Here is a 13102-nt window from a genome sequence, read left to right as displayed (position 1 = left end):
GAGCGACCCCCGTTCGGCCGGGATTGCTCGATAGAGGCAGCCAAGGGCGTTTCTTCGCCGATACCAAGCGCCATGGAACAGGACCGATGGTCCTGTTCCATGCGTCCGGCGGACGCCCGCCGCTCCGCCGTCGCGGGGGCAATCGGCGATGAATCAGGATCGTCGCCGATCGGTATGGGAGCATCGGTCCGAAAGCCGGAAACCACCTTTCGGGACGAGGCGCTAACCGCCCGCCCGCCGCCGGGCCGGCTCGCGGGGCGCGATCCGCCCTTGCGCCGAGCGCTTGAGCCGGGCGAGGCCGTCGGTCAGCGTCGCGGTCTCCTCGTCCGAGAGGCCGGCGAACAGCTCCTCGACCCAGCCGTGATGCGCCTCCGCCATGGTGCGGAAGGCGGCGCGGCCCGCGTGCGTCAGGCGGATGATCTGGACACGACGGTCGGTCGGCGAGGGTTGGCGGGTGATGTAGCCGCTGGCCAGGAGCTTCTCGACCACCGCGGTGACGTTGCCGGCCGAGACCATCAGGAGCTTCGAGGCCTCGCCGAGGACGAGCCCGTCCTCGGCCTTGTCGAGCTGGGCCAGCAGGTCGAAGCGCGGCAGGGTGAAGTCGAACTGCTCGCGCAGACGCGAGCGGATCTCGTTCTCGATCAGCGTGGTGCAGGTGAGGAGGCGCAGCCACGCCCGCACGGCCGTGCGCGTGTCCCGCCCCTCCGCCCCGGCCGCGGCGCCGCTCTCCTCCGCCTCGTCCAAATCCAAAGCCCCGGCCCGCTGAACGCTTCGGGCGTCATCAGCCCGATTTCGCGGGGCAACGCAAATGCGGGCGGCCGCGCTCCCGCTCACGGCGCGACCGTGGCGGCCGGGAGGCGCAGCTCGGCCCGGGTCTTGGGCCGTCCACGCGCCTTGAGATCCTCGAGGTCGGCCCGGTCGCGCACGGAGTTCCGAAAGATCTGGTCCTTGCCCGGCGCGTATTGCGGCGGGCAATGGATGCCGTCCGCGCCGTACCAGGCGGCGGCGCGGAGCGTAAAGCCGGGGTCGGAAAGGTGCGGCCGACCGAGGGCCACGATGTCGGCCCGGCCCGCCGCCAGGATGGTGTTGATCTGGTCGGGCGTCGTGATGTTGCCCACGCACATCGTGGCGGTGCCGGCCTCGTTGCGGATGCGCTCGGCGAACGGCGTCTGGAACATCCGGCCGTAGAGCGGGCGCGAGACCGTCGCGGTCTGACCCGTCGAGACGTCGACGAGATCGACGCCGGCCTCGCGGAAGGCGCTGGCGATCGCCACCGAGTCCTCAGGGCTGAGGCCGCCCTCGGCCCAGTCGGTCGCCGAGACGCGCACCGACATCGGTTTGTGCGCGGGCCACGCCGCCCGCATCGCGGAAAACACTTCGAGCGGGAAGCGCAGGCGGTTCTCGATGGAGCCGCCATAGGCGTCCCTGCGGTGGTTGGTCAGCGGCGAGAGGAAGCTCGCCAGCAGGTAGCCGTGGGCGCAGTGCAGTTCCAGCATGTCGAAGCCGGCCCGCGCCGCCCGTTCGGTCGCCAGGACGAAGTCGGTGACGACGGTGTCCATGTCGGCGCGGTTCATCTCCCGCGGCACGGCGCTGTCGGGGAAATAGGGGAGGGGCGAGGCCGACATCACCTCCCAGCCGCCCGATTCGAGCGGCCGGTCGATGCCCTCCCACATCGGCTTGGTCGCCCCTTTGCGTCCGGCATGGCCGAGCTGGAGGCAGAATTGGGTGCCGGAATTGGCGTGGACAAAGTCGACGATGCGGGTCCAGGCCGCCTCCTGCTCGTCGTTCCACAGCCCGGCGCAGCCCGGCGTGATGCGGCCGTCGCGCGAGACGCAGGTCATCTCGGTGAACATCAGGCCGGGTCCGCCGATGGCGCGGGCGCCGTAATGGACGAGGTGGAAGTCGTTCGGTACGCCGTCTTGGGCGGAATACAGGCACATCGGCGACATCGCGACGCGATTGGGGACCACCATCTCGCGCAAACGCAGCGGCTGGAACATCGGCGCGGCGGGCTTGTCGAGGAAGACGTCGAAGCCCTGGCGGCGCACGCCCTCGGCGAAGGCGCGGTCCATCTGCGCGACGAAGTCCGGCGCGCGCAGGCGCAGGTTGTCGTAGGTGATCGCCTTGGCCCGGGTCATCGCCCCGAAGGCGAACTGGACCGGCTCGAAATCGAGATAGCGGGCCACGTGCTCGAACCAGACGAGCGAGACGTCCGCCGCGTGCTGGATTTTCTCCACCTCCTCGCGCCGGCCCTTCTCGAACCGGGCCAGCGCCGCGGGCACCTCGGCCTCCGCCACCAAAGCCTCGTAGAGGGCGATGGCGTCCTCCATGGCGAGCTTGGTGCCCGAGCCGATGGAGAAATGCGCGGTCGCCTTGGCGTCGCCCAGCAGCACCCGGTTGCCGCGCACCCAGCGGGCGTTGCGGATCATCGGGAATTGCCGCCAGATCGAGCGGTTGGTCAGCACCTCGTGCCCGCCGAGGACATCGGCGAACACGCGTTTCATGAAAGCCGCCGAGCCCGCCTCGTCGAGCTGGCCCAGCCCCGCCCGCTCGAAGGTGTCCGGGTCGGTCTCGAACACCCAGGTCGAGCGCCCGCGCTCGTACTGGTAGGCATGGGCGATGAACGGGCCCCATTCCGTCTCGCGGAACAGGAAGGTGAAGGCGTCGAGCGGCTTGGTCGAGCCCATCCAGACGAAGCGGTTGGGGCGCAGATCGACGCTGGTGCCGAAATGCTCGGAATGGCGCTGCCGGTAGGCGCTGTTGATGCCGTCGGCGACGATCACGAGATCGTGGTCGTCGAAATCCTCCGCGTCGGCTTCCGTCTGGAAGACCATCTCGACGCCGAGCGAACGGGCGCGCTCCTGCAGGATGGTCAGCAGCGTGGCGCGGGCGCAGCCGCAGAAGCCGTTGCCGCCGATCCGGTGGACCTCGCCCTTCACGTGGATGGCGATGTCGTCCCAGTAGGCGAATTCCTGCGTGATGCGGGCGTAGCTCTCGGGGTCGTAGCGCTCGAAGATGTCGAGGGTGGCGTCCGAGAACACCACGCCGAAACCGAAGGTGTCGTCGGCCCGGTTGCGCTCGTAGATCGTGATCGCCGCCTCGGGGAAGCGCTTCTTGACCAGGATCGACAGGTAGAGCCCGGCGGGCCCAGCGCCGACGACGGCGATGCGCAGGGGCTTGCGGCCCGCCCCCTCGGGGCGAAGACCGGAAAAGCCGGCAACCGCGCTGGTGACATCTCCCATCGCACCCTCCTGGAAAGCAGACCCGCGGACCGAGCGCCGCGATATGCTTCAGGCTTAAAGCATCTTGTGCAGGCCGACAAGATGCTTTAAGCCTAAATCATTCCGGCGGACGACGCGGTCCGGCCGGCCCGCACTCGAACGCGAGGGCCTCACCGTGGATGCGACCTCCCCCTCGGCGATTGCCGCCGACTCTTGCGCCATCGATACCTTCGCCCGCGACCATCTTCCGCCGCGCGAAACTTGGCCCGACCTGATCTTCGCGCTGCCCGAACTGCGCTATCCGCGCCGCCTGAACTGCGTGACGCCCTTCCTCGACCGCTGGATCGCGGAAGGGCGCGGCCATGCCCTGTGCCTGATCGGCGAGCACGAATCGCTGACCTACCGGCAGCTGTTCGAGCGGGTGAACCGCATCGCCAACGTGCTGGTGAACCGGCTCGGCCTGCGCCCCGGCAACCGCGTGCTCCTGCGCTCGGGCAACACTCCGATGATGGTGGCGACCTACCTCGCCGTGCTGAAGGCGGGGGGCGTCGTGGTCGCCACCATGCCGCTGCTGCGGGCCCGCGAGATCGCCTATCCGCTCAACAAGGCGCGCATCGCCATCGCGCTCTGCGACCATCGCCTCGCCGAGGAGATGGAGGGCGCCCGCACCCACGCGCCGGGGCTGGAGCAGGTGGCGTATTGGGGCGGCGGCGGGCCGGATTCGCTCGAAGCCCTGATGGCCGCCGAGAGCCCGGCCTTCACCGCCGCCGACACCGCCGCGGACGATGTCTGCCTGATCGCCTTCACCTCGGGCACGACCGGCGAGCCCAAGGGGGCGATGCATTTCCACCGCGACCTGCTCGCGATCTGCGATACTTACGCCCGCCACGTGGTGCGCGCCGGGCCGGACGACCGCTTCATCGGCTCGGCGCCCTTCGCCTTCACCTTCGGGCTCGCCATCATCCTGTTTCCGATGCGGGTCGGCGGCTCGGCAGTGGTGCTGGAACGGGCGGGCCCCGAGGATCTGGCGCTCGCGATCGGGCGGGAGCGGGCCACGATCTGCTTCACCGCGCCGACCGCCTACAGGGCGATTCTCGCCAAGCTCACCGCCTACGACCTCTCGTCGCTGCGCCGCTGCATCTCGGCGGGCGAGTCGCTCAGCCGCGCGACGTTCGAGGCCTGGAAGGCCGCCACGGGCCGGACCCTGCTCGACGGCATCGGCGGCACCGAGATGCTGCACATCTACCTCGCCTCGCCGGAGGAGGAGGTGCGCCCCGGCGCCACCGGCCGCCCGGTGCCGGGCTACGAAGCCCGCGTGGTGGACGAAGAGGGCAGGGAGGTTCCCCCCGGAACGATCGGGCGTCTGGCCGTCCGCGGCCCCACCGGCTGCCGCTACCTCGCCGATCCGCGCCAGGGCACCTACGTGGTCGAGGGCTGGAACTATCCCGGCGACAGCTACCTCATGGATGAGGACGGCTACTTCTGGTATCAGGCCCGCTGCGACGACATGATCGTCTCCTCCGGCTACAACATCTCCGGACCGGAGGTGGAGGCGGCGCTCCTGCGCCATCCCGACGTGCTCGAATGCGGCGTCGTCGCCGCGCCGGACCCCGAGCGCGGCACGATTCCGAAGGCCTACGTCGTCCGCGCGCCCGGCGCCACGGCCACGGCCAAGGCGTTGCAGGACTTCGTCAAGGCCGAGATCGCGCCCTACAAGTATCCCCGCGCGGTCGAGTTCGTCGAGAGCCTGCCCAAGACCGCCTCCGGCAAGATCCAGCGCTACGCGCTGCGCCTGCGCGCGGCCGAGGCGGTCGCCGAAGCAACCGGAGAGTCCACCCCCCTGGCGGTGTCGGCATGAGCCCGTCTGCCCGTGCGGAGCCGCCGGTGAGGGCGGACCAATCGGGCCTGTTCCACGCCCCCGTGCGCGTGCGCTTCTCGCACTGCGATCCGGCCGGCATCGTCTACTTCCCGCGCTGGTTCGACCTGCTGAACGGCGTGGTGGAGGACTGGTTCACGGAACGGCTCGGCCTCGACTACCAGGGCTTCCACCAGACCCGCGGCATCAGCCTCGGCTACGGCCATGCCGAGGCCGACTTCCTCCGGCCCGGCTTCTGGAACGACCGGCTCGACGTGTTCGTGCGGGTCGCCCGCATCGGCGGCGCCTCCCTCGACCTCGCCGTGACCGGCTTCCGCGGCGAGGCGCCGGTGATCGCCGCCCGCCTCGTCATCGTCACCACGTCGCTGACCGAGCGCCGCGCCATTCCCCTGCCCGACGACCTTCGGGCCGCCGCCGAGCGCGACCGCGACGCCCACCCTCACGCATCCGGAGACACCCCGTGAGCCTCATGACCGACATCCGTCCTCAGGGCGCCGCCAGCCCGAAGCCTGCCGCCATCCTGCAACCCGCCGGCTGGCCGGCGCCTCGCGGCTACGCCAACGGCATGGCGGCCTCCGGCCGGCTCGTCGTCACCGGCGGCGTCGTCGGCTGGGACGCGGACGAGCGCTTCCCCGAGGGGCTCGTCGCCCAGGTGCATCAGGCGCTCACCAACATCCGGGCGATCCTGGCGGAGGCCGGCGCCGAGCCGCACCACCTCGTGCGCCTGACATGGTACGTCACCGACATGGACGCCTATCTCGAAGCCCGCCGCGATCTCGGCGGGGTCTACCGCGACGTGTTCGGCACCCATTTCCCGGCCATGGCCCTGGTGCAGGTGGTCCGCCTCGTCGAGCCACCCGCGCTCGTCGAGATCGAGGCCACCGCCGTGGTGCCGGAGTGAGGCGATGAATCCCGAGGACCGCGACCGGCTCGACCGCGAATACAATGCGCGGGCGAGCGTCCCGAGCTTCGAGGCCGAGTACGCCCGCTACGTCGCCGCGAGCGCCGAGGCGGTCTCGCGCCTCGAGCGCGTCGCCGACCTCGTCTACGACGCGCCCTCGGGCCAGACCCTCGACCTCTACCCGGCCGGGCCGGGCAGCCCGCTCTTCCTGTGGATCCACGGCGGCTACTGGCGCGCCCTGTCGAAGGACGACAACGCCTTCCCGGCGCTCGGTCTCGTGCCGAACGGCGTCTCGGTGGCGGTGATGAACTACGCGCTGGCGCCCGCCGTCACGCTCGACGAGATCGTGCGCCAGACCCGCGCCGCGCTCGCCTGGCTCCATGCCGAGGCCGCCCGTTACAGGATCGAGGAACGGCGCATCCATGTCGGCGGCTCCTCGGCGGGCGGCCATCTCGGCGGCATGCTGCTGGCGGGCGGCTGGCACGGTGCGTTCGGCGTGCCGGAGGATGTCGTCGCCTCCGGGCTTCTGCTGTCGGGCCTGATGGATCTGGAGCCGCTGATCCACACCCACATCAACGCCTGGATGCGGCTCGATCCCGAATCCGCCCGTCGCAACAGCCCGCTCCACGCGCTTCCCGAGCGCTCGCGGGCGCGGCTCCTCGCCTCCGTCGGCGGGCTGGAGAGCGACGCCTTCAAGGACCAGACCGAGCGCTATCTCAGGGCCTGGACCGGAGCCGGCCATGCCGGACGGCGGATCGCGATGCCGGGCTACAACCATTTCGACATCGCGCTGAGCCTGCGCGAGCCGGACGGGACGCTCGCCCGCGCCGTCGCCGCCCTCTGCTGAGATCGGGAGCCGGCGGCAGGGTCCAAGTATCAGGCATCGGGTATCAGGCACCGGGCATCCGAATCGTCCGAACATGAAAACCCGGCCCTCCGAGGGGCCGGGTTTTTCGCTTTCGGCGCGTCGGAGCGACGTCAAATCTTGAGCAGCGGCTGCGTTCCGGGTGAGCACTCTGCTCAATATATTGCAGACGCTCACAGCGATACCGCGCCGCAACATCTTCGACGGGCGAAAGCGCAATTCGAAAAGATCCGAATATTTGGAATATCCGTCGCATTGCTGCGCGATCCGGACAATCGCAACGTGTTCGGGATAGCCCGGCACGCCGGCCCGGATGACATTTCCTGCATGAGGAGCGCCCCGAACCGGGCACTTGAGCGAGGAGGGTCGTCATCATGGTCACGCAACGCAACGTCTGCGTCATCGGCTCGGGCATCAGCGGGCTGGCTGCGGCGAAAGCCTTTCGCGAGCGCGGCCACCGCGTCACCGTGATCGAGCGCGGCCCCGAACTCGGCGGCGTGTGGGACCCCTCACGCTCCTATCCCGACGTGAAGACCCAGACGCCGAAGGACATCTACGCCTTCAGCCAGATGAAGATGCCGGCCGATTACCCGGAATGGCCCTCGGGCGGCCAAGTGTTCGCGTACCTGCGCGCCTATGCCGAGCGCTTCGGGCTCGTGCCCCTGATCCGCTTTGGCCAGTCGGTGGAGACGCTGAAGAAGCGCTCGGACCGCGGCTGGGACGTGACGGTGTCGGGCGCCGACGGCGCGAGCCGGACCGAGGCTTACGACTTCGTCGCCCTCTGCACCGGCCAGTTCAGCCAGAAGAACAAGCCGGTCCATCCCGGCGCCGACGATTTCCGCGCGCTCGGCGGGACGATCCTGCATTCGAGCGAGCACACCGACGCGGAATCGGTCCGCGGCAAGCGGGTGATCGTGCTGGGGTACTCGAAATCGGCCACCGACGTGGCGGTGAGCGCGGTCAAGCACGGCGCGCAGGGGGTGACGCTGGTCTATCTCGATCCGGCCTGGAAGATCCCGTACTTCTTCGGCGGCCTGATCAACTTCAAGAACATCCTCTATTGCCGCGCCGCGGAATCGATGTTCCTGCCCTTCGACGCCGGCCCGGTCCGGCGCCTCGTGCAGAAGCTCGCCACCCCGCTGATCTGGGCGAACTGGCGCGCGCTGGAGACGCTGCTGAAGACGCAGTTCAAGCTGAAGAAGAACGGCCTCTTGCCCAAGACGCGCATCGAGGACGACATCCACTGCAACCTCGCCGTCGAGACGCCGGGCTTCTACAAGCTCGTCACCGAGGGCAAGATCAAGACGATCCAGGGCACCATCGCCTCCTACGAAGGGTCGAACGCGGTGCTCACCGGGGGCCAGCGTGTGCCCGCCGACCTCGTGGTGATGGCGACCGGCTGGCGCCAGGACATCCCGATCCTCGACGCGTCCGACCGGGCCAAGCTCATCGACAGGGACGGCCAGTACAAGCTCTACCGGATGGTGGTGAACCCGGACCTGCCCGATCTCGGCTTCGTCGGCTTCAATTCGAGCTTCGCCACCAACCTCTCGGCCGAACTCGGCGCCAACTGGCTGGTCCGCTTCATGGACGGGAAGCTCGCGCGCCAGCCGAGCCGGGCGCAGATGGAGGCCGGCATCGCCCGCTCGCTGGCATGGCGGCGCAGCGAGCGGCCCTCGGCCAAGGCCTATGGCGGCCTCTGCATCGCGCCCTACCACAACCATCACTTCTCGGGGCTCCTGGCCGATATCGGCGTGCGGACCCGCGAGGGCAATCCGCTGACCGCCGCCTTCCTGCCGCTGCGCCCGCCGGTCTACGCCGCGCTGCTCGAGCAGGCGCCGGACTATCGGGCGGTCGCCGCGCCCCAGCCCCTCGGCCTCCGGGCGGTCGAGACCTCGCGGGCGGCGTGACGCCGGGTCTCTCCTCCCCCTTGTGGGGAGGGGACGAGCGCGGAGACTGGCATCCCGCGGGCTCAGCGCCGCCGGTTGCGCAGGGTCTGGGACGGCACCTCGCCGAAGCGGTCGCGATAGGCGGCCGCCGCGCGGCCGAGATGGTTGAGCCCGACCGCCAGCGCGAGGTCGCCGACCTTGGCCTCCGGATCGGAGGCCAGGAGGAGCGCCCGCCAGCGATCCAGGCGCTGGGTGAGGATGAAGTCCGAGATCGTGCTGTCCCGGAACTGGCGAAAGCCTTCCTGCAACGAGCGGACGCTGCTTCCGGCCTTCTCGGACAGGTGCGGCAGGGTCAGAGGGGAATCGAGATGCGCGCGGATATACTCTTCGGCCCGGCGCACATGGGCCGGCGCGACGGAGACGCGCTGCGGCCGCAGCAGCGAGGCGCTGCCCTCCGCATGCTCCAGCATGTGCCCGACGAGCAGGGTGACGAAGGCGGAGGCGAGTTCGCTCTCGAACACGTCCATGCCGGCGCCCGGTTGCGGCTGGCTCTCGGCGAGGTGCTGCAGGAGCTTGGCCTGGGACAGGATCGCCGCCCCGCGCGGGCGCCGCAGATCGATCGCCGGATCGAAGCCGAAGGGCTTGGGGATCCGGTCGAGGACGCGCACGACGTGCTCCTCCGCGACCTCGCGCGGCACGAGGATGATCAGCTTCTCGCAGCCCGCCTCCCAGACCATCCGGGTCGGCAGCAGCGGCGAGAGCAGGGTCGCCCGCTCGGGATCGGCCAACGTCTCGTGCGGCCCGCTGCGGACCAGAGCCGCGCCGGCGAGGGGGATCTGCAACAGGAAGAACCGGTCGAGGAAGCCGGGATCGATCTCCACCTCGGCGCCGTAGGCGACGTAGTTGATGGTCAAGCCCCCGAAGCCGACCATGTGATGGCGCGCCTCGAACAGGGCGGCGGCGTCCGCGCCCACCGGGACGAGCCGGTGCGGGCAGAAGATCCGCCCGATCCGGTCGCGCGCCGCCTCCGGGTCACGGGTCTCGACGAGCGCGTAGCGGGCCAGCGGACGGGAGGCGTCCGGCCGGTGTCCCACATCGCGGTTCGCGTCGTCGTCCATGGTCCCATCGCTCGTCCAGGCCCATCGGCGGATGGTGCCTGTGGCCGCAAAACCGAGGCAAGCCCCCTCGTGCGGGACGCTCCGGTTTTCCCGCGCGATCCGGATAGCCGGCTCGCGAAAGGGATAGCCGGATCGAGGCCGAAACCTGACTATTTCCCGAAACGGGCCGTCGTTATTCAGAATTGACCGCCCAACAAATCAGCAGAGCGAGGAAAAGATGAGCGATATCGGACCGCTGGCCGCCGGCATTACCCGAGCCGGCGAGGGCGTCGACGGAACCGTCTGGAACGTTCTCGGCCACACCTACTGGTTCAAGGCCAATTGCGACAGCGCCTTCTCCTTCGAAACCTACGATCCGCCGGGCACCTTCGTGCCGCCGCACATCCACCCGACCCAGGACGAGTTCATCTACGTCCTGGAAGGGACCTTCGACCTCTATCTCGACGGCCAGTGGCTGAAGGCTGGCGTCGGCGACCTCGTCTGCATGCCGAAGGGCAAGCCGCACGCCTATTACAACCGCACCGACAAGCCGAACCGGGCGATCTTCTGGGTCAGCCCCGGCCGGCGGCTGAAGGAGCTGTTCGACCAGCTCCACGACCTGACCGATCCCGAGGAGGTCGTGCGCCGCTCCGCGGCCTGCGAGGTCGATTTCCTGCCGCCGGGCTCGGTGCCGGGCGCCTGAGCCCCTCCCATCCACACCGCGCCTGCCCGTCGGGCGGGCGCGACGAACGACGAACGACGAACGACGGGGGCAGACATGACGAGACGGAAAGCGGCAAGGCGGGAGAGAATCGCGCGGCGGGCCGGATGGGCGCTGGCGGCAACGGTGGGGGTCGCGGCCCCGGCGCAGGCCTACGACCTGCCCAACCTCAACCTCGGCTTCACCAGCTTCCTCGACGGCGCGCCGCCCTCCGGCCCCGGCTGGTACCCGACCCAGTATCTTCAGGTCTATTCGGCCGGGCGCCTGACCGACAATCGCGGGGCCAGCCTCGGCCTGCCGCGGGAGAACGTCACCGTCTTCGCCAGCCTCACCCAGCTCCTCTACGTCTCGCCGATCAAGATCGGTTCGGGGTCGCTCGGCATCGACGTCATCGTGCCGGCGATCATCGATTCCAGCGCCGATGACGGCCTCGGCGGCGCGGTGCTGAAGGCGCGCCAGGGCATCGGCGACCTGCTGATCGGCCCGTTCATCCAGTTCGACCCGATCATGGGCGAGAAGGGGCCGCTCTTCATCGGCCGCATCGAGGCGCAGATGATCCTGCCGACCGGGCGCTACGACCCGCAGGCGGCGGTCAATCCCGGCTCGAACTTCTTCTCGTTCAACCCCTACGTCGCCGGCACCCTGTTCGTGACGCCGGACTGGACCGTCTCGGCGCGGTTCCACTACCTTTGGAACGCCGAGAACGACCGCCCGAATGTCGGCTTCGGCCCGACCGCGCTGACGACGCAGGCCGGACAGGCGCTGCATGCCAACTTCGCCAGCGAGTTCAGCGTGACGAAAGAGCTGAAGCTCGGCGTCAACGGCTACTGGCTGCAGCAGATCAGCGATACGCTCGCCAACGGCGCCGCGGTGCCGGGGCGGCGCGAGCGCGTCTTCGCGCTGGGCCCCGGCGCGCTCTACGCGATCAACAAGGACAACTTTCTGTTCTTCAACGCCTATTACGAGTTCGGCGCGCAGAACCGGCCCGAGGGTCAGCGCTACACCATGCGCTGGGTCGGCCACTTCAACTGAGAGCGACGCGTCCGGCTCACGGACCGGACGCTTTGCACACGGCCGACGGTGCGCATACCATCGGCGCCCGGCGGATCGATAGGGCGGGACAGGAATGAAGACGTTCTTCGTGCAGATCAAATGCGAGATCGGCAAGACCTACGAGGTTTCCGACAGCCTCCTGTCCATGAATCTGGCATCGGAAATCTATTCGACGGCCGGTCGGTTCGATATCATGGCGAAATTCCATGTCGACAACGAGACCGACATCGGCTTGTTCGTCAACGAGTTCCTGCTGCAACTCAAGAACGTCAAGGATTCCGAGACGATCATCGCCTTCAAGGCGTTTCTCTGACAGGGCCGCCCAGGGACGGCGGTCATAGGCTCGCCAAGCGCCGCGGCGCCGATATCCCGGCCATTCCGCACGAAGCCCCGCAAACCCGCCGACGGCCGTGGGGCGAGCGGGGCAGCGGAGCCGGGCCGCATCGGGGCATCGGCCCGAACGGTGGAAACCGGCTTTCGGGACGATGCTCTAACGTTCGACGCCGTGCCGGGCCGCGACATGGCCACCGTTCAGCCGGCGTAGCGACACCTGGAGACGCGCCTGCGAGGCCTTGATCTCGTTGAGGGCCCGGTGGGTGTAATGGATGTGCATCTCCGCGGCGTTGCCGGCCTCCTCGACGTTTCCGGCCATGACACTCTCGTAGATCGCCCGATGCTGCGCCCGCAGCTGATCGCGCGTCTCCGGACGTGAAAACAGCGTCTCCCGATTCTCGATCACGCCCTGACGCAGCATGCCCGAGAGCGCCCGCATCGTATGCAGGACGACGAGGTTGTGGCTCGCCTCGTAGACCGCGATGTGCAGGTCGACATCCGCCTCCGCCTCCTCGCGTTGCGCTCCGCCCTCATGGGCACGGTCGATGCGCTCCATGCAGGCGGTCAGGCGCTTGCGGTCGACCACGTTGGCCCGCTCGGCCGCGAGCCGGGCGGCCATCCGCTCGGTCGTGGCACGAAATTCGAGATAGTCGTCCACGACCTCCGCGTGGGAGGCGATCAGGGCGATTAGCGGATCGGTGATGTCCCGCCCGATCGGCGCCACCGAGCGGCCCGACGGGGTGGCGACGATGAGGCCCTCCTCCTCCAGGATCTTGATGCCCTGCCGCAGGGTCGGGCGCGACACGTTGAGCTGCTGAGCGAGATCGCGCTCCGGCAGGAGCTGATCGCCCGGGCTGAGGGCGCCTTCGACGATCAGGTCCTTGAGGTGGCGGGCCGTGCTCTCGGCGACGCTGCTCCCCTTGATCGAGTCCTGCTCCACCGCCTGCTCCCGCGATCGGATCCAATGGCCAAACCGACGGCCCGACCTTAACGCGGGAAACCGAGATTTCCAATTGACGCGTGTGGTAAAATCAATTTACCAAAGAATCGCACTCGGTTCACACAGGAAACCGAGGCTCTGCGACACAGCTGATCGGACACGGCCTCCGGCTTCGACGCGCACGCCACGCGTCGGGGCCGACGATG

Annotated in this window: 12 protein-coding genes; 8 read left to right on the top strand and 4 right to left on the bottom strand. The window is 69.1% G+C overall.

From position 1 onward, the window contains the following. Positions 1-222 precede the first annotated feature (222 nt). Positions 223-744 (bottom strand): MarR family winged helix-turn-helix transcriptional regulator, encoded by a 522-nt coding sequence (locus tag BM140_RS22775; protein ID WP_425287081.1) that lies wholly within the window; start codon positions 742-744, stop codon positions 223-225. 86 nt (positions 745-830) lie between these two features. Then, positions 831-3173, bottom strand: coding sequence for a bifunctional salicylyl-CoA 5-hydroxylase/oxidoreductase (locus BM140_RS22770; RefSeq protein ID WP_091951459.1), 2343 nt, complete (start codon positions 3171-3173; stop codon positions 831-833). Positions 3174-3396: 223 nt separating this feature from the next. Here BM140_RS22770 and BM140_RS22765 point away from each other — a divergent pair, with 223 nt between their 5' ends. The 5 genes from BM140_RS22765 (at position 3397) to BM140_RS22745 (ending at position 8773) form a co-directional block, all read left to right on the top strand. After that, complete coding sequence (locus tag BM140_RS22765) at positions 3397-5079, top strand: benzoate-CoA ligase family protein (RefSeq protein ID WP_091951433.1); 1683 nt, start codon at positions 3397-3399, stop codon at positions 5077-5079. 26 nt (positions 5080-5105) lie between these two features. Next, positions 5106-5561, top strand: coding sequence for an acyl-CoA thioesterase (locus BM140_RS22760; protein ID WP_207549498.1), 456 nt, complete (start codon positions 5106-5108; stop codon positions 5559-5561). 5 nt (positions 5562-5566) lie between these two features. After that, positions 5567-5998 (top strand): RidA family protein, encoded by a 432-nt coding sequence (locus BM140_RS22755; RefSeq protein ID WP_091951457.1) that lies wholly within the window; start codon positions 5567-5569, stop codon positions 5996-5998. Positions 5999-6002: 4 nt separating this feature from the next. Beyond that, complete coding sequence (locus tag BM140_RS22750) at positions 6003-6845, top strand: alpha/beta hydrolase (protein WP_091951429.1); 843 nt, start codon at positions 6003-6005, stop codon at positions 6843-6845. 392 nt (positions 6846-7237) lie between these two features. Continuing rightward, the gene (locus tag BM140_RS22745) at positions 7238-8773 is read left to right on the top strand and encodes a flavin-containing monooxygenase (protein ID WP_091951426.1); all 1536 of its coding nucleotides are present in this window, start codon (positions 7238-7240) and stop codon (positions 8771-8773) included. 62 nt (positions 8774-8835) lie between these two features. Here the strand turns inward: BM140_RS22745 and BM140_RS22740 are convergent, their stop codons facing one another. Next, positions 8836-9870, bottom strand: a complete 1035-nt coding sequence (locus BM140_RS22740; RefSeq protein ID WP_091951424.1) for an AraC family transcriptional regulator — start codon at positions 9868-9870, stop codon at positions 8836-8838. A 226-nt stretch (positions 9871-10096) separates the two neighbouring features. Between BM140_RS22740 and BM140_RS22735 the strand changes: the two genes are divergently transcribed. From BM140_RS22735 to BM140_RS22725, 3 genes are all read left to right on the top strand, one after another. Continuing rightward, positions 10097-10552: a cupin domain-containing protein gene (locus BM140_RS22735; RefSeq protein ID WP_425287082.1), complete on the top strand. Its 456-nt coding sequence runs from the start codon at positions 10097-10099 to the stop codon at positions 10550-10552. Positions 10553-10627: 75 nt separating this feature from the next. After that, positions 10628-11602 (top strand): SphA family protein, encoded by a 975-nt coding sequence (locus BM140_RS22730; RefSeq protein WP_091951420.1) that lies wholly within the window; start codon positions 10628-10630, stop codon positions 11600-11602. Between the two features lie 94 nt (positions 11603-11696). Beyond that, a complete protein-coding gene (locus tag BM140_RS22725; RefSeq protein ID WP_091951418.1) occupies positions 11697-11936 on the top strand; it encodes an Lrp/AsnC ligand binding domain-containing protein in 240 nt (79 codons plus the stop codon). A gap of 177 nt (positions 11937-12113) precedes the next feature. On the opposite strand, the gene BM140_RS22720 is transcribed toward BM140_RS22725, so the two are convergent. Continuing rightward, complete coding sequence (locus tag BM140_RS22720; protein WP_091951416.1) at positions 12114-12896, bottom strand: FCD domain-containing protein; 783 nt, start codon at positions 12894-12896, stop codon at positions 12114-12116. Positions 12897-13102 lie beyond the last annotated feature (206 nt).

The sequence above is a fragment of the Methylorubrum salsuginis genome (assembly GCF_900114375.1).
Lineage (GTDB): Bacteria > Pseudomonadota > Alphaproteobacteria > Rhizobiales > Beijerinckiaceae > Methylobacterium > Methylobacterium salsuginis.
The sequence above is the reverse complement of the archived record's forward strand: the minus strand, read 5'-3'. Positions and strand labels throughout refer to the sequence as shown.

Coding starts and splice junctions, on each gene's coding strand:
- BM140_RS22730 (WP_091951420.1), top strand. CDS start 10,628: ATGACGAGACGGAAAGCGGCAAGGCGGGAGAGAATCGCGCGGCGGGCC.
- BM140_RS22740 (WP_091951424.1), bottom strand. CDS start 9,870: ATGGACGACGACGCGAACCGCGATGTGGGACACCGGCCGGACGCCTCC.
- BM140_RS22725 (WP_091951418.1), top strand. CDS start 11,697: ATGAAGACGTTCTTCGTGCAGATCAAATGCGAGATCGGCAAGACCTAC.
- BM140_RS22755 (WP_091951457.1), top strand. CDS start 5,567: ATGACCGACATCCGTCCTCAGGGCGCCGCCAGCCCGAAGCCTGCCGCC.
- BM140_RS22745 (WP_091951426.1), top strand. CDS start 7,238: ATGGTCACGCAACGCAACGTCTGCGTCATCGGCTCGGGCATCAGCGGG.
- BM140_RS22750 (WP_091951429.1), top strand. CDS start 6,003: ATGAATCCCGAGGACCGCGACCGGCTCGACCGCGAATACAATGCGCGG.